This is a genomic window from Pseudomonas sp. SIMBA_068, from assembly GCF_046534705.1.
Classification (GTDB): Bacteria; Pseudomonadota; Gammaproteobacteria; order Pseudomonadales; family Pseudomonadaceae; genus Aquipseudomonas; species Aquipseudomonas putida.
The window spans coordinates 92,066-108,719 of sequence record NZ_JAWRYI010000014.1; the positions used below are offsets into that span (position 1 = coordinate 92,066).

13 protein-coding genes are annotated in these 16,654 nt (G+C 64.4%); 3 read left to right on the forward strand and 10 right to left on the reverse strand.

Annotated elements, in window-relative coordinates; all coding sequences use genetic code 11:
- Nucleotides 1–242: 242 nt before the first annotated feature.
- From SB756_RS25710 to SB756_RS25725, 4 genes are read right to left on the reverse strand one after another with little or no spacing between them, the layout of a single operon-like run.
- A complete protein-coding gene (locus SB756_RS25710) occupies nucleotides 243–1,349 on the reverse strand; it encodes an acetoin dehydrogenase dihydrolipoyllysine-residue acetyltransferase subunit (RefSeq protein WP_341797462.1) in 1,107 nt (368 codons plus the stop codon).
- Nucleotides 1,346–2,368, reverse strand: coding sequence for an alpha-ketoacid dehydrogenase subunit beta (locus SB756_RS25715; protein WP_043199305.1), 1,023 nt, complete (start codon nucleotides 2,366–2,368; stop codon nucleotides 1,346–1,348). Before SB756_RS25715 ends, SB756_RS25710 begins: the two co-directional genes overlap by 4 nt.
- A 33-nt stretch (nucleotides 2,369–2,401) precedes the next feature.
- The gene (locus tag SB756_RS25720; protein ID WP_016497852.1) at nucleotides 2,402–3,379 is read right to left on the reverse strand and encodes a thiamine pyrophosphate-dependent dehydrogenase E1 component subunit alpha; all 978 of its coding nucleotides are present in this window, start codon (nucleotides 3,377–3,379) and stop codon (nucleotides 2,402–2,404) included.
- Nucleotides 3,380–3,401: 22 nt separating this feature from the next.
- Nucleotides 3,402–4,457: an ATP-NAD kinase family protein gene (locus SB756_RS25725; protein WP_341797463.1), complete on the reverse strand. Its 1,056-nt coding sequence runs from the start codon at nucleotides 4,455–4,457 to the stop codon at nucleotides 3,402–3,404.
- Nucleotides 4,458–4,740: 283 nt separating this feature from the next.
- Between SB756_RS25725 and SB756_RS25730 the strand changes: the two genes are divergently transcribed.
- Nucleotides 4,741–6,594 (forward strand): sigma-54-dependent Fis family transcriptional regulator, encoded by a 1,854-nt coding sequence (locus SB756_RS25730; protein WP_410912428.1) that lies wholly within the window; start codon nucleotides 4,741–4,743, stop codon nucleotides 6,592–6,594.
- Nucleotides 6,595–6,767: 173 nt separating this feature from the next.
- On the opposite strand, the gene accC is transcribed toward SB756_RS25730, so the two are convergent.
- The 6 genes from accC to SB756_RS25760 all read right to left on the reverse strand — a co-directional run bounded on the left by accC (nucleotide 6,768) and on the right by SB756_RS25760 (nucleotide 14,793).
- Nucleotides 6,768–8,123 (reverse strand): acetyl-CoA carboxylase biotin carboxylase subunit, encoded by a 1,356-nt coding sequence (gene accC, locus SB756_RS25735; protein WP_012270325.1) that lies wholly within the window; start codon nucleotides 8,121–8,123, stop codon nucleotides 6,768–6,770.
- Between the two features lie 17 nt (nucleotides 8,124–8,140).
- Complete coding sequence (accB, locus tag SB756_RS25740; protein ID WP_341797465.1) at nucleotides 8,141–8,605, reverse strand: acetyl-CoA carboxylase biotin carboxyl carrier protein; 465 nt, start codon at nucleotides 8,603–8,605, stop codon at nucleotides 8,141–8,143.
- 100 nt (nucleotides 8,606–8,705) lie between these two features.
- On the reverse strand, nucleotides 8,706–9,161 hold the full coding sequence (gene aroQ, locus SB756_RS25745) for a type II 3-dehydroquinate dehydratase (RefSeq protein ID WP_003255330.1): 456 nt from the start codon (nucleotides 9,159–9,161) through the stop codon (nucleotides 8,706–8,708).
- 179 nt (nucleotides 9,162–9,340) lie between these two features.
- Nucleotides 9,341–11,113, reverse strand: a complete 1,773-nt coding sequence (locus SB756_RS25750) for a protein-disulfide reductase DsbD (protein WP_410912431.1) — start codon at nucleotides 11,111–11,113, stop codon at nucleotides 9,341–9,343.
- A 138-nt stretch (nucleotides 11,114–11,251) separates the two neighbouring features.
- Complete coding sequence (locus SB756_RS25755) at nucleotides 11,252–13,213, reverse strand: methyl-accepting chemotaxis protein (protein ID WP_410912433.1); 1,962 nt, start codon at nucleotides 13,211–13,213, stop codon at nucleotides 11,252–11,254.
- Between the two features lie 224 nt (nucleotides 13,214–13,437).
- Nucleotides 13,438–14,793, reverse strand: a complete 1,356-nt coding sequence (locus SB756_RS25760) for a diguanylate cyclase (protein WP_341797468.1) — start codon at nucleotides 14,791–14,793, stop codon at nucleotides 13,438–13,440.
- Between the two features lie 248 nt (nucleotides 14,794–15,041).
- Between SB756_RS25760 and SB756_RS25765 the strand changes: the two genes are divergently transcribed.
- Together SB756_RS25765 and SB756_RS25770 are read left to right on the forward strand one after the other, a co-directional pair.
- On the forward strand, nucleotides 15,042–16,109 hold the full coding sequence (locus SB756_RS25765) for a DUF2333 family protein (protein WP_410912435.1): 1,068 nt from the start codon (nucleotides 15,042–15,044) through the stop codon (nucleotides 16,107–16,109).
- Between the two features lie 2 nt (nucleotides 16,110–16,111).
- A complete protein-coding gene (locus SB756_RS25770; protein ID WP_016497860.1) occupies nucleotides 16,112–16,648 on the forward strand; it encodes an NUDIX hydrolase in 537 nt (178 codons plus the stop codon).
- Nucleotides 16,649–16,654: the final 6 nt, after the last annotated feature.

Genomic DNA, 16,654 nt, shown 5'->3' on the forward strand with positions numbered 1-16,654 from the left:
CGCCCGCGCGGCGCTTCGCAGCACAAGGCTGCTCCTACATTTGTTTCGGGCCAGTACTACCTGAACCTTTTCCGCGCGGCCCCAGCTGCTCTTCATCAATCTCCTGTCATACATCCAGGGGGCGCGCGCCTAGGGTGCAGTAGTGACTGGCCCGAAACAAATGTAGGAGCAGCCTTGTGCTGCGAAGCGCCGCGCGGGCGGCGCTCGATCTCACAGGCACGCAAGAGCTCAAGTCATACCCTTCAATGCCCCCGCAAAAAATCCGCCATCCTCCGATTCACCTCTTCAGCCGCCTCCATCTGCACCATATGCCCAGCCTCGGGCAGCACCAGTACTTCTGCCTCCAGGCCTTCGGCATGGCTGGCCGGGATGATCGCGTCCTTGCCGCCCCACACCACCAGTGCCGGATGCTGCCCCAGCACCCCGCGCAGGTCGTGGCGCTGGCGGTCGCCGTCGGCAATGGCTGATGCCAGCTGGCGCAAGGCGTCATCAACACCTTCCAGGCGCTTGAACTTGAGCATGTCCTCCAGCATTTGCCGGGTGACCAGCGCCGGGTCGGCAAACAGTTGCACCATCTGCGGTTTGAGGGCGTTGCGGTTGGCGGCGGCGACGAAGCCTTGCAAGTACTGCCCGTTGATCGCTTCGCCCAGGCCGGCACTGGCGACCAGGCTGAGGCTGGCCACCCGCTGCGGCGCCAGGCGTGCCACGTTGAGGCTTACCGCGCCGCCCATGGAATGGCCCGCCAGGTGGGCCTTGGCGATGTCCAGGTGGTCGAGCAGGGTCAGCACGGTTTCGCTCAGTTCATCCAGGTCGCCCCGCTGCAGGGCCTTGGCCGACTCGCCGTGCCCCGGCAGGTCGAGTGCGATCACGCGGCGTTCAGCGGCCAATGCCGGGTGGTTGAACAGCCAGTTGTTGAGGTCGCCGCCAAAACCGTGCACCAGCACCAGCGGCGTGCCACCTTCCCCCAACTCGAACCAGCGCAGCAGGCGGCCGCCAACCTCTGCCTTCTGTGGGGCCGGCCCCTGGGCCTGATCGGCGCCCCCCTCGGCGACGAACTCGGCCTGGAAGCGCTGCACCAGCGCATCGATTTCGGCTTCTTCGGCTTCGCCTTCCACCACCACGGCCAGCAACGCGCCCACTGGCAGGGTTTCATCCGGCTTGGCCACCTGGCGGCGCAACACGCCACTGAACGGGGCTTCGACGCTGCTGCTGATCTTGTCGGTCTCGACGTCCAGCACCTCGTCGCCCTTGTTGATTTCGTCACCCTCCTGCTTGAGCCAGGTATCCACCCGGCCTTCGGTCATCGACAGGCCCCACTTGGGCATGGTCAGGGTATGGATCTGGCTCATGCGGCACTCCTTGCGGCTTCGATCACCTTGCGCACGGCCGCTTCGATCTTCGCCGCGTCAGGGATGTACAGGTCTTCCAGGGCATCGGAGAACGGCACCGGGGTGTGCGGTGCAGTGACCATCTCGATCGGGCCCTTGAGTGCGCCGAAGGCCTTCTGCGCCACCAGCGCGCTGATGTCGGTGGCCATCGAGCAGCGCGGGTTGGCTTCGTCGATCACCACCAGGCGGCCGGTTTTTTCCACACTTTCAAGAATGCTGTCTTCGTCCAGCGGGCTGGTGGTGCGCAGGTCCAGCACTTCGCAGTCGATGCCCTGGCGGGCCAGGTTGTTGGCGGCTTCAAGTGCTACATGGACCATGCGGCCATAGGTGACCAAGGTCACATCGTCGCCATCACGCAGGAAGTTGGCCTCACCGAACGGCACGGTGTACACCTCTTCCGGCACCTCGCCCTGCATGCTGTACAGCAGCTTGTGCTCACAGAAGATCACCGGGTCGTTGTCGCGGATCGCCTGTATCAGCAAGCCCTTGGCATCGTAAGGGGAAGAAGGGCACACCACCTTCAGGCCGGGGATGTGCGTCCACAGCGAGGTGAGCATCTGCGAGTGCTGGGCGGCCGCACGCAGGCCGGCGCCGTACATGGTGCGCATCACCAGCGGGGTGACCGCCTTGCCGCCGAACATGTAGCGAAACTTGGCAGCCTGGTTGAGGATCTGGTCCAGGCAGCAGCCGGCAAAATCCACGAACATCAGTTCGCACACCGGGCGCAGGCCTTGGGTGGCGGCACCGACGGCAGCGCCGACGTAGCCGATTTCCGACAATGGAGCGTCCAGCACGCGGCCGGGGAACTGGTGATACAGGCCCTTGGTCACGCCCAGCACGCCACCCCAGGCGTCCTCCTCGCCGGGTGCACCGGCACCGCCGGCGACGTCTTCACCAATGATGAACACCGTGTTGTCGCGGCGCATTTCCTGGGCCAAGGCTTCGTTGATGGCCTGCTGGTAGCTGATCTTTCTTGCCATGGTGGTTCTCCTGTTGTTCTTGTAATCCGCGGCTCAGGGGTAGCTGACGTAGACGTCGGTGAGCAGGTCGGCGGGCTGTGGCTTGGGATCGGACTTGGCGCGGCGCACGGCGTCTTCGATCAGGTCCTCGATGCGCGCGTCTATGGCGTCCAGTTGCTCGGCAGTGAGCAGGCCGGCGCGGGTGGTCTTGTTGCGGAACTGCATCAGGCAGTCGCGGGATTCGCGCAGGTTCTTCACTTCATCCGGCGCGCGGTAGGTTTGCGCATCGCCTTCGAAGTGGCCGTAGTAGCGGCTGAGCTTGACCTCGATCAGTGACGGCCCTTGCCCGGCACGGGCGCGCTCGATGGCGGCGCCGGCGGCCTCGTACACGGCAAAGAAGTCGAAGCCGTCGATGGTGACGCCCGGCATGCCGAAGCCGGCTGCGCGGTCGGCAATGTGGTCGCAGGCGACGGACCAGTTGGAGGCTGTGGCCTCCGCGTAGCCGTTGTTCTCGGCCACGAAGATGCACGGCAGGTTCATGATCGACGCCATGTTCATGGCTTCGAACACGGCGCCTTCGTTGGAAGCGCCATCGCCGAAGAAGGCTACCGACACGTCATCACGGCCCTTGAGTTTGGCTGCCAATGCCGCCCCGGCCACCAGCGGTGCACCGGCGCCGACGATGCCGTTGGCACCGAGCATGCCTTTTTCCAGGTCGGCAATGTGCATCGAGCCGCCTTTGCCGCCGCACACGCCGGTTTTCTTGCCATAGATCTCGGCCATCATGCCGTACACATCCACCCCCTTGGCGATGCAGTGGCCATGGCCGCGGTGGGTCGAGGCGATGCAGTCGCTGTCGCGCAGGTGGGCCATGACCCCGGCGGCGGAGGCTTCTTCGCCGGCGTACAGGTGGACGAAGCCGGGGATCTCGCCAGTGGCGAACTCCACGTGCAGGCGTTCTTCGAAGGCGCGGATGGTGCGCATCACTTCATAGGCATGCAGCAGTTGTTCGGTACTGAGTTGATTGGACATCTTGTTGTTCTCCAGGGTTGTCTCAACGCGGGTTTGCAGGGTGCAGCCGGTGGCCGCGCGGGACGGCCAGCAGGTGATGGCGGGCGGCATGTGCCAGGACGGCCTCGACATCCACGCTCAGCGGGCCTTGGTGGTCGAGGGTGATGGTGGGCGTATCGTGCTCGGCGAATTCGATTTCGCGCTCGCCGTCCAGGGCCAGGGTGCCGCTGGCCAGGCTCAGGCGATGGGCGACGCCGGGCGTCAGCGGGCCGCTGGCGGTGATGCCGCAGCCTTGCAGCAGGCCGGGCGCCAAGGGGGCGAGCAGCGCCTGTTCGGCAGCGGGGTTCAGGCGTACCCAGGCGCCGTGCGGGTCCTGGCGCGACACCGGGCACCACAGCCCGCACAAGGCTGACAGGCCAATGGCATGGGGCTCGGCGAAGCAGGCAAAGACTTCGCTCAAGTCTTCGCTGCGGCTGAGTGCACGGGCACCGATGAAGCGCTGGGGCGATACCGCCACTTCCACCAAGGCCCATTCGGCAAGCTGCTGCTCGGGCACTTTCACCAGCAGGCGCTTGTTGCGGCGCAGGCCGATGCTGGCCGGTACCTGGCCGCTGGCGAGCAGGCCGCCGGCCAGGCCCGCACTGGTAGCTTCACGCAGTTCGGGGAAGGCATTGTTGGTGCCGGTGGACAGCGTCAGTAGCGGTATGTCACCGGCCTCGGCAGCGACTGCCTTGTGGGTGCCGTCGCCACCGAGCACGGCGATCATCGCCACGCCACGCTCGACCATGCGCCGGGTGGCCAGGCGGGTATCGGCAACGGTCTGGGTCAGCGGCAGGTCGAGTATTTCGATGGCCGGCCAGTGCTGGTCACGGGCGCCGGGGCCCTGGCTGGCCTTGAGCACGGCGGCGGCTATGCCGGTCATGTCGCTGGGCAGCAGCACCTGGCCGATGCCCGTGGCACCGAAGGCAGCCAGCAGGCGCTGGATCGCCGAGGCCTTGTCGGTGCTCGAATAGAGCCCGGCATTGGCGGTCAGGCGGCGCAGGTCGCGGCCAGAGGCAGGGTTGGCAATGATCCCGACGGTCAGGGCGGGTAGCTGCATGGCGCACCTCGTATTTTTGTTTGCAAGGGCAGGAGCAAGCGCGGTGCCAGCTTTTCGTGGCGCGGCTGAAATGGCCGTGCCAGAGCGGTTTTGTTGCGCTCAGGCAGGTGCTCATTGCGCTGCTTGCGAGACGCCGGGTGCCAGCGCGGGGCCAGGGTTGGCGAGACGCTGAGACGCAGCGTCTCAAGCCGGCCGGTAATCACACAGTGCTTGTCGGGGCATGCGTGGAAGCGCTTAATGGCCGGACAACGATAAAAACAGCAACGAGAACCGGAGGGCCTGAATGCTTGCCGCGAACTCCCGAGCCCATGTCGACTGCGTCAGCCGGGTGCTGAAGAACGCCGACCGCCTGCCACAGGCGCCGGTGCCAGCGCTGATCCTCGATTCATGGCGCCGTTCCATGGAGCTGTACCGCCTCGACCCCGGGTCCCAGCAGGGGCCGCGCATCCTGTCCCAAAGCCTGCTCAACGAATGCCGCGAACGCGCCGAGCTGTTTCTGCGCATCGCCAGCGATGCCGTGGCACGCCTGCACGAGCGAGTGCGCGGCGCCGACTACTGCGTGCTGCTGACCGATGCCCAGGGGCGCACCATCGATTACCGGGTCGAATCGGCCATCCGCAATGACTGCCGCAAGGCCGGGCTGTACCTGGGTACCTGCTGGTCGGAGGGCGAGGAGGGCACCTGCGGTGTAGCGGCGGTGCTGACCAGCAAGGCCCCGGTCACGGTGCACAAGCGCGATCACTTCCGCGCAGCCTTCATCGGCCTGACCTGCACCGCGGCGCCGGTGTTCGACCCGCAGGGCGAGTTGCTGGGGGTGGTGGATGTCTCGGCCTTGCAGTCACCCGACGACCGCCGCAGCCAGCACCTTATCCGCCAGTTGGTCGAGCAGACTGCCCGTGAAATCGAAAACGCCTTCTTCATGCACAGTGCCCAAGGCCACTGGGTAATGCGCGCCCATGGCACCCCGGGTTATGTGGAGAGCCAGCCCGATTACCTGCTGGCCTGGGATGCCGATGGCCGCTTGCAGGCCATCAACAGCCTGGCGCGGCAACGGCTGGTGCAGCACCTGGGGCGCTTGCCCGAGCACATTGGCGAACTGTTCGACATGGGCCAGCTACGGCGCGTCAACACGTCGTCCGCCCAGCGCCTGCCGGGCCTGGGTGGGCTGTATGGCCGGGTCAGCGCTCCGCAGCAACGCCAGCGCGCGCAGCCCTTGCAGCAGGCGCAGGACACCCGCATCGAGCAGCATTTGCGGCTGGCCACGCGGGTCAAGGACTGCAACCTCGCGGTGCTGGTACAAGGCGAAACCGGGGCCGGCAAAGAAGTGTTTGCCCGCCAGCTGCACCAGCAAAGCCAGCGCCGCGACGGGCCATTTGTCACGCTAAACTGCGCCGCCATCCCGGAAAACCTGATCGAGAGCGAACTGTTTGGCTATGTAGCCGGGGCCTTTACCGGGGCTTCCAGCAAAGGTATGCAGGGGCTGTTGCAGCAGGCCGATGGCGGCACCCTGTTTCTTGACGAAATCGGCGACATGCCGCTGAACCTGCAAACCCGCCTGCTGCGTGTGCTGGCCGAAGGCGAAGTGGCGCCGCTGGGGGCTGCACGGCGCGAGCGGGTGGATATCCAGGTGATCTGCGCCACCCACCGCGACTTGGCGAAGATGGTGGCGGAGGGCCGTTTTCGCGAGGACCTGTACTTCCGTCTGGCCAATGCCCGGTTCGAGCTGCCGCCGCTGCGAGAGCGCGAGGATCGCTTGGGGCTGATTCACCAACTGCTGGCCGAGGAGGCGCAAGCGTGTTCGGTGGAGGTGGTGTTGGCGGATGCTGCGTTGCAGTCGCTGCTGCTTTACCGCTGGCCTGGGAACCTGCGCCAACTGCGGCAGGTGTTGCGTTATGCCTGTGCGGTGAGTGAAGGCGGGCAGGTGCAGTTGCAGGATTTGCCGCAAGAGGTGCGCGGTGATGCGGTTGTCTCGGCTGAAAGCGGCGTGTCCTGCCCGGCCCGGCAGTTGTTGCTGGATGCACTGATCCGCCATCGCTGGAAACCGGCCGATGCAGCGCGGGCGTTGGGTATTTCGCGGGCTACCTTGTATCGGCGTGTGCACGAGCACCGCATCGAGATGCCGCGGATGAAGGGGTAGGGCCCTGGGGCTGCGTTGCAGCCCAATCGCCGGCAAGCCAGCTCCCACCCCGACCGCATCGGCCTCAAGCCATGTGCAGTACCTGTGGGAGCTGGCTTGCCGGCGATGAGGCCCCGACAGGCAATAAAAAACCCCGGAACAAGTCCGGGGTTCTGGTACATCACACTATTCGATCAATGCTCGTTTGCCAGCTTGTGTTCGAGGTAGTGAATGTTGACGCCGCCTTTGCAGAAGCCTTCATCACGCACCAGGTCGCGGTGCAGCGGGATGTTGGTCTTGATGCCGTCGACGACGATCTCGTCCAGGGCGTTGCGCATGCGCGCCATGGCTTCGTCGCGGTCTTTGCCGTAGGTGATCAGCTTGCCGATCAGCGAATCGTAGTTCGGCGGAACCGAATAACCGCTGTACAGGTGCGAATCGACGCGAACGCCGTTGCCGCCTGGGGCGTGGAAGTGCTTGACCTTGCCAGGGCTCGGGATGAATTTCTTCGGGTCTTCGGCGTTGATCCGGCACTCCAGCGAGTGGCCACGGATAACCACGTCTTCCTGGCGGAACGACAGCTTGTTGCCAGCGGCGATGCTCAGCATCTCCTTGACGATGTCGATACCGGTAACCATCTCCGACACCGGGTGCTCAACCTGCACGCGGGTGTTCATCTCGATGAAGTAGAAGCGGCCGTTCTCGTACAGGAACTCGAAAGTACCGGCACCACGGTAGCCGATCTCGATGCACGCATCGACGCAACGCTTGAACACTTCCTGACGGGCTTTCTCATCGATACCCGGGGCTGGTGCTTCTTCCAGTACCTTCTGGTGACGGCGCTGCAGCGAGCAGTCGCGGTCGCCCAGATGGATGGCGTTGCCCTGGCCGTCGGACAGGACCTGCACTTCCACGTGGCGTGGGTTGGTCAGGAACTTCTCCAGGTAGACCATCGGGTTGCCGAAGGCGGCACCGGCTTCGGTACGGGTGAGCTTGGCCGAGGAAATCAGGTCCTCTTCCTTGTGCACCACGCGCATGCCGCGACCACCACCGCCACCGGCGGCCTTGATGATCACCGGGTAGCCGACATCACGGGCAATCGCCAGGGCGACTTCTTCGTCTTCCGGCAGCGGGCCATCGGAGCCCGGTACGGTCGGTACGCCCGACTTGATCATCGCGTCCTTGGCCGAAACCTTGTCGCCCATCAGGCGAATGGTGTCGGCTTTCGGGCCGATGAAGGCAAAGCCGGACTTTTCCACCTGCTCGGCGAAGTCGGCGTTTTCCGCCAGGAACCCGTAACCCGGGTGAATGGCGGTAGCGCCTGTCACTTCGGCCGCAGCGATGATCGCCGGGATGTGCAGGTAGGAATCTTTGGACGAAGCAGGACCAATGCAGACCGACTCGTCTGCCAGGCCCAGGTGCATCAGTTCGCGGTCGGCCGTGGAGTGCACGGCGACGGTCTTGATGCCCAGCTCTTTGCAGGCACGCAGGATCCGCAGGGCAATTTCCCCGCGGTTGGCGATCAGGACTTTTTCCAGCTTCCCAGACATCGTTGGCTCTCCGCGAATCAAACGACGGTGAACAGCGGCTGGTCGAACTCAACCGGCTGGCCGTCTTCTACCAGAATGGCGTCGATGACACCGCCAACATCGGCTTCGATGTGGTTCATCATCTTCATGGCTTCAACGATGCACAGGGTGTCGCCTTTCTTCACGGACTGGCCCACTTCAGCGAAGTTCGGCGAGGTCGGCGAAGGCTTGCGGTAGAAGGTACCTACCATTGGCGAGCGGATCACGGTGCCTTTCAGGGCCGGGGCAGCAGCAGCGGCTTCGGCGACTGGAGCAGCAGCGGCAACCGGGGCAGCAGCAGCAGGGGCAGCGGCCATCGGTGCTGGTGCGTAGAACTGCTGGGCAGCTGGGGTCTTGCTGTGACGGCTGATACGGACCGACTCTTCGCCTTCCTTGATCTCCAGTTCGTCGATGCCAGACTCTTCCAGCAGCTCGATCAGTTTCTTGACTTTACGGATATCCATTAATCATCAACTCCCAAAGGTTCGGTCAGGGGGCGAAATACAAAAAAACGTATCGGAAACGTTTCTCTCGAACCCCGGCCCACTTAGGCCAGGGTTTTCATCATTTGGGCTGTGCGTTGGCAGCCAGTTGTTCCAGCGCGGACTCCAGGGCCAGGCGATAACCGCTGGCGCCCAGGCCGCAGATCACCCCTACGGCAACATCGGAAAAGTAGGAGTGGTGACGGAACGGTTCGCGTTTGTGCACGTTGGACAGGTGCACTTCGATGAATGGGATGCTCACCGCAAGCAATGCGTCACGTAATGCGACGCTTGTGTGGGTGAAAGCAGCCGGATTGATCAGGATGAAGTCCACACCCTCGTTGCGTGCGGCGTGAATACGGTCGATCAGTTCGTATTCGGCATTGCTCTGCAGGTACTGCAGATGGTGGCCCGCGGCGCGGGCACGTTGCTCCAGGTCCTGGTTGATCTGGGCCAGGGTCACGGCGCCGTAATGGCCAGGCTCGCGAGTACCGAGCAGGTTGAGGTTTGGGCCGTGGAGCACCAGTAGCGTTGCCATCTGCGGATTCCTTGGATTTGTAGGGCAATTCGACACAGCGCGGCGAGTGTGCCGTAAAGCGACGGCAAGTGTCCAGTTCCCGGCAATAGCCAGCACGATGTCCGAGATTCGCGCGAAGTATGTGACCAAATAATTAAATCTGGTCACCTATTACAAGATTTTTCCCCGCACGCGGGAAGTTATAGACCGACTTTGCCGCGCACGCGTGTCAGAATTTGCGCAAAATCACCGGCGTTTATCTCGCCAATCACCCGATCAGCGGTAATTTCGCTGCCGTTCGCGGCAAAGAACAGTAGGGCAGGTGGGCCGAACAGCTGGTAACGGTCGAGCAGCTTGCGTTGCTCGGCACTGCTCTCGGTGATGTCGAAACGCAGCAGCTTGAAGCCGGCCAGCTGCGTTTGCACCTGCGACGCATTGAGCACTTCATGCTCGATCACTTTGCAACTGATGCACCAGTCGGCGTACCAGTCCAGCAGCACTGGCTGGCCGGCCGCCTTGGCCTGGGCCAGTGCGGCGTCCAGTGCGCTGGGGGTGGTGATGGTCTGCCAGGCATCTGCCTGTGCCGCCTGGCTGCTGCCGGTGGCCGCCACTGTTGCAACGGGCAGCGGGCGAAGCGGGTCGCCCTGGCCGCTGAGGGCGCCGTACCAGCAGGCCAGGGCGTATACCAGCAAGGCCAGGCCAAGCAGTTGGGCCAGGCGTTGGCGAGCGGTCTTGACCACGAACTCCAGGGCGCCGAGGAACAGGGCCACGCCAGCGGCGAGGAAACCGACCAGCAGCAAGGTCACCGGCCCCGGCAGCACGCGGCTGAGCAAGCCGATGGCCAGGCCCAGCAGCAGTACGCCGATGGCGTTTTTCACCGTGTTCATCCACGGGCCGCTTTTCGGCAGCCATGCTGCGCCACCGGTGGCCACCAGCAACAAGGGGGCACCCATGCCCAGGCCCAGGGCGAACAGCTTGAGTGCGCCGCCCAGGGCATCGCCACTGGCACTGATATACAGCAAGGCGCCAGCCAGGGGGGCTGACACACAAGGCGAAACCAGCAGGCTGGAGAGCACGCCCAGCACTGCGGCGCCCAGCAGCGAGCCACCCCGGGTATGGTTGGCGACGTTGTTCAGGCGGTTGCTCAGTGCCTGGGGCAGCTTCAGCTCGAACAGGCCGAACATGGCCAGGGCGAACAGCACGAAAAACAGCGCGAAGGGCACCAGCACCCAGGCCGACTGCAGGCGCGCCTGCAGGTTCAGGCCGGCGCCGAACAGGCCCATCAGCGCGCCGAGCGCCGCGAAACTGGCCGCCATCGGCAGCACGTAGGCCAGCGACAGCGACAGCCCGCGCAGGCCACCGACCTGGCCGCGCAGCACTACGCCAGACAGGATCGGCAGCATCGGCAGTACGCACGGGGTAAAGGTCAGGCCGACCCCGGCGAGGAAGAACAACAGCAGCGATTTCCAGTTCCAGCCGTGTTCGGCGGTTGCGGGGGCGTTGGCGCCGCCTTCGCCATCGATGCTCAGGCGTGCGGTTTCCGGTGGGTAGCACAGGCCTTTGTCGGCACAGCCCTGGTAGCCCACCAGCAGGGTGAAGGCTCGCGGGTCGGTGCGCGGCAGCTCGATGTCGAGCACGCCGTGGTACACCTCGACGTCGCCGAAGAATTCATCGTGCTTGGCCTCGCCCTTGGGGATGTTCGGGGTGCCCAGGGCGATGTCGGCGGGCTCGGTGCGGAACTGGAAGCGGTGGCGGTAGAGGTAGTAGCCCTCGGTGGCAACGAAGCGCAGCTTGACGGTTTGCGCATCGGCCTGGACCAGGCTGAGCTTGAAGGCTTCGTGTACCGGCAGGAAGTCGGCGTTGTTGGCCAGCGAAGCGGCGCCGAGGGTGGCGCTGGGGCGGTTGTCGAGCAGGCCCGTGGCGAACGCAGGGCTGGCCAGCAGCAGGAACAGCAGGAAAAACAGGCGGCGCATGGCGGACTCGCGAGGTGGAACGTGCCGGGCATGATAGCGGAGTTGGTACAGGTTGGGGCCATGCAGGCGGCGTGGGCGACACATGGCCTGCGATATCTTCAAGGCATGCGCCGCTCCCACAGAGACTGCACTGCCCGTTCAGACTCTGAACGCCCGCACCGCCCGGTTCAGCTCACCACCCAGCCCCAGCAACTGCTCGCCTTGCTCGCGCCCTTCGCCAATGCGTTGCAGGTTGTCTTCGCCCAGCTCATGGATGCGCTCGCTGTGGTCACGAATTTCACTCACCGCACCACTCTGCTGGGCCGTGACATCGGCAATGCGCACCGCTGTGTCGGAAATGGTGCGGATGGCACAGACAATCTCGTCCAGCGCGCCATCCGCCGCCTGGGCCTGGTTGGCCGTGGCCTCGGCATGCTCAAGCTGCGCACGCATTCCCGCCACCGAACTTTTCGCAGCTTGCTGCAAGCGGTCGATCAGTGCCTGAATTTCGCCGGTAGCCCCCGTGGTGCGCTGCGCCAACGAGCGCACTTCATCGGCCACCACGGCAAAGCCGCGGCCCATTTCTCCCGCACGGGCTGCTTCGATCGCGGCGTTCAGCGCCAGCAGGTTGGTCTGCTCGGCAATCGAGCGGATCACCGTCAACACCCCGCCGATGGTCGCCGACTCGTCGGCCAGTTGCTCGATCATACGGGCGTTGCCTTGCACTTCATCGACCAGCTCGCGCAAGCCCGACAAGCTCTGGCCAATGACCGCCTGGCCCTGTTCCACTGCGCGCCCGGCATCGCGGCTGGCATCGGCAGCGGCGCTGGCATCGCCCGCCACTTGCTGAATGGTCGCTTCCAGCTCGCCCAAGGCATCGCGGATCTGGCCGGTATCGCCGGCCTGGCGCTCGGCGCCGTCGTGCAGGGCGGCGCTCATGCCGGCCAGGGCGTGGCTGCTGCCAGCCACCTGCTCGGCGTTGTGGCGGATGGTGCCTACCAGCTCCACCAGGTACTGGCGCAGGCGGTTGAGCGACTCCTGGATGTCGTGCAGTTCGCGGTTGGTCTTGCCCAGGGAGATGGCCTGTGCAAAGTCGCCCTCGGCCCAATGTGACAAGGCTGGGGCAAGGCTGACGAGGGTGCGGGTCAGGCGCCGCTGCAAGGTGTCGATCAGCAGGGCGATGAGCAGTATCAGGCCGATCATCAGGCCCTGGATGATGCGCACCTCGGCGGCGATCTTGGCATGCTCGCCGCGTACTTCGGGTTCCAGCGCGGCGATGGCCTGCTGCACCGCCTCCAGGCTCTGATGGGTGCTGGCGGCAAGGGCGGCGCGGCGTTCGATCTGTTCGCGGGTGCGTTGCAGTTCGGCCGGGTAGCGGCTGAGCAGGCTTTGCAGTTCACGCTTCAGGCCCACCGCAATGTCTTCCTGCTGGGCGCTGGCCTGGGTTTCCAGGCCCATCATGGCGGCGAAGTCGTCGGCACCGGATTCGGCTGCGCGGGTCACGCCCAGCAACGGCAAACTGTCGATGGCCTGCGCCTGGGTGCGGATCAGTTGTAGTTCACGCTCCACTTCGTCGGCCAGCTCCGGGCGGCCGCTGCTGATCAGTTTGTCCCTTGCCAGCGACAGGCGGCCGAGGTGCACGCTGGCATCGAGCAACGGCAGCAGGTAGCGGTTGGCATCGGCGGTGCCGCTGTCGCGGGCGTAGCCGGCCAGTTGTTCGAAGTTGGCCCCCATTTCCCGCTCGGCCTGCAGCAGCAGGGCTTGCGGATCGCCGGCCAGTTTACCGGCGGCCAGCAGTTCGTTGGCAGTGAAGGACTGCAGGTTGTCGAGGCTGGGGCGCAGCTTGCCGGCCAGTTCTGCGGGCCACTCGCTCAGGCTGGCCTGCAATTGCTGGTTGGCCTCCATGGCGGCGGCATGGCGCAGGGCATCGCCGCTGCCAAGGTAAGCCTGGATATTGCGTGCTGCCTGGTTCTGGAACTGCTGGGACAGGCCCAGGTAGCGCTCCATCATCTGGTAGGGGCGCTCCAGGGCACGCTGCGACCACCACAGGGTGACGGCCAGGGCGAGACACACCGTTACCAGCAACAGGGTGTTGAAATTGGTCAGCCACTTCAGGCGCATAGCCGCGAACTTCCTGCGCAGGGGAGAGGTAGGCGCCTGAAGTTATTGCGATTTTGTGACGGGGTGATGACGACAGGGGCTTGGTGCCAGAAAAAAGTGGCACAGTGCTGCTATTGGTGTGGACTGCTCTGGCCTCTTCGCAGCACAAGGCTGCTCCTACATTCAGCGTGCTCCTGTAGGAGCAGCCTTGTGCTGCGAAGAAGCCGGTACAGCCTATAAATAACTCAAGGCTCTACACGCACTACGCAATTACGCCCCGCATGCTTGGCCCGGTACAGCGCCTCGTCCGCCGCACTGGCCATGGTCAGTGCATCCAGCACCTCATCCAGCTGCACCACCCCGGCACTGAAGGTGCACTGCAAATCCTGCGGCTGCGCCGGGTAGAGGATTTCTGCAAAGCGCCGGCGAATCTCGTCCAGCACCTTGTGCGCCGCGTCCAGCGCGGTGTTGGGCATGACGATGGCGAACTCTTCACCCCCATAACGGCCAATGAAATCAGTCTTGCGCAAGCGTTGCTTGAGGAACAGTGCAAGGCTCTTGATCACCCGGTCGCCCATGGGGTGGCCGTGGCGGTCGTTGATCTTCTTGAAATGGTCGATGTCGAGCATGGCAAAGCTCAACGGCTGCTGTTCGCGGCGGGCGCGGAAGCTGCAGTCTTCCAGCAGTTGCAGGATGTGGGTGTGGTTGTAAAGCCCGGTCAGGCTGTCGCGCACCATGCGCGCCTTCAGGTGCCGGGCGCGGGCGGCGCGGTTGCGCACGGTGGTGATCAGGTGGCGTGAGCGAAAGGGCTTGGTCAAAAAATCATCACCGCCTTCGCTCATCGCATCCAGCTGCTTGTCCAGGTCGTCTTCGGCAGACAGGTAGATGATCGGCACGCTCACATAGCGGTCGCTGTGGCGGATCACCTTGGCCAGTTCCGGGCCGGTGCAGGCAGGCATGTACAGGTCGAGGATGATCAGGTCGGGCTGGAAGTCGGCAAGCTCGGCCATGGTGCGGATGGGGTCGGTCAGGCTGCGGGTGACCATGCCGGCGCTGGCCAGCACGCGCTCGGTGTGCAGCGCCTGGGTGCGCGAGTCGTCGATGATCAGCACGCGCAGCGGGTCGTGCGGGGTGGCGTTGGTCAGCAGTTCGACCTTTTCCAGCAGGCTGGAAGCTTCAAGGCTGCCGGTGAGAAAGTCCTGGCCACCCGCGCGTACGGCGGCAAGGCGGGTCGGGGTGTCGGCTTCGTGGTGGCTGAAGAACAGCAGCGGAACAGGTAGCGCCAGCCCCTGCTGCACCTGGGCGGCCAGCAGCAAGCCTTGGCCGGCACCGGTGAAGTCGACATCCATGATGATGGCCGAAGGCGGGTATTCGTTGATCGAGGCGAGAAACGCCGCAGCGCTGGGCAGCGCTTGCACCACCAGGCCAAAGAACTCCAGTTGCTGGGCCAGGCGCTGGGCACGCTCATGGTCCTGCAGCAGGATGTACACCGGCTTGCGCAGGGGCAGCAGCAGCGGGTCGAGCGGGTCGTCCTTGCGCAGGCCGCTACGCGTCACCTGTTGGGTGGGGCACTGCGGGCTCGGCTCAACTGCTTGGCTCATGTCCTGGCTACTTATAGGTTGGGATGTGCAGGGGCAATGATGGCTCTATGCTAGCAGCTCTTTGCAAATACGTGACTGCCCTGTATCAACAAAGCGGCCAGAACGAATATTCAGTTGCTGACTGATTGGTCGCTTATGCGTACGGTGGTGTCTGCTTTATAGTGCTGCCATGCGGGCTTGCCGTGGCACCCTGGCGCAGGCCTGTGGTCAAAGCCCTAGAACCGTCGTGACTGATTAAGGACAAAGCCATGCTGGACTGGAAAAACCGCGAGGCCAAAGCCGAGCCCCGTGAGCGTGTCGACGGCCGCGGCGCTGCCGCCCGTAGCTACCTTGGCGGCCTGTGGAGCCGTGCCCTGGGGACCCTGATCGGGTTGTACCTGCTGGTGTGTATCGGCCTGGGTTGGTACTGGAGCCAGGAGCCGGAACTGTTCCCGGTACAGCAGAATGCCCAGTCTGCCGCTGAGCGCGGCGGCCAGCAGATGGTGGTGGGCTACACCACCATCGAGACCCTCAAGACCGTGGCCAGCACCTTGCTGAACAAGCCGGGCGGCTACATTTCCAACGACCGCTTCCCGCCAGGGCTGTGGATGGACAACATGCCGAGCTGGGAATACGGCGTGCTGGTCCAGGTACGCGACCTGTCCCGCGCCTTGCGCAAGGACTTCGCCCGCTCGCAGTCGCAGTCCACCGAAGACGCCGACCTGGCCAAGGCCGAGCCGCGCTTCAACTTCGACAACAAGAGCTGGATCCTGCCATCGAGCGAGTCGGAGTTCGAAGAGGGCATCAAGTCGCTGAGCCGTTACCAGACCCGTCTGGCTGCCGGCGACAAAGGCGCGATTTTCTACACCCGTGCCGACAACCTGAACAACTGGCTGGGTGACGTGGCCACTCGCCTGGGCTCGCTGTCGCAGCGGCTGTCGGCCAGCGTTGGCCGGGTCAAGCTCAACACCACGCTGAAGACCGAGTCGGTGGTTGCCGGGCAAGCGCCGCAGGTGGACGAGGAGCTGGTGGAAACCCCATGGCTGCAGATCGACAACGTGTTCTACGAAGCCCGCGGCCAGGCCTGGGCGTTGTCGCACCTGCTGCGCGCCATCGAGGTGGACTTCGCCGACGTGCTGGCGAAGAAGAATGCCACGGTCAGCGTGCGCCAGATCATCCGTGAACTGGAGGCCTCGCAAGAGCCGCTGTGGAGCCCGATGGTGCTCAACGGCAGTGGCTTCGGCATGTGGGCCAACCATTCGCTGGTCATGGCCAACTACATTTCGCGGGCCAACGCTGCCGTGATCGACCTGCGTCAGTTGCTGTCGCAGGGTTGAGAATGGCCATCAGCCCGAACGAGGCCGCCCACCGGGCGGCCTCCGACCGCGAACTGGTCAGCTGGGTGGACGAGGCCGATCAGGTACTGGGGGCATTGCCCCGCGCAGAGTTGCGCGAGCGTGGCCTGATCGGCCGTTGCACCTTCATTCTGCTGTTCAACAGTGCCGGTGAGTTGTGTGTGCACCGGCGTACCCTGAGCAAGGCGCTGTACCCGGGGTACTGGGATGTGGCGGCGGGTGGCATGGTGACGGCCGGGGAGGGTTACGCCGACTCGGCGGCGCGTGAGCTGGCCGAGGAACTGGGAATTGAAGGGGTTGAGTTACGCTTTCACGAACGGTTCTATTTCGACCAGCCCGACAACCGGTTGTGGTGTGCGGTGTATTCAGCGGTGTCCGATGCGCCGTTGCGCTTGCAGCCGGAAGAGGTGATCGAGGCGCGGTTCATTGGCTTGGAGCAGGCTGAGCAAGAGAGCCTGAGCAAACCGTATTGCCCGGACTCACTGGCCGCTTTGCAGCGATATAAAGTCAGCCAGGGATAGTTGTTT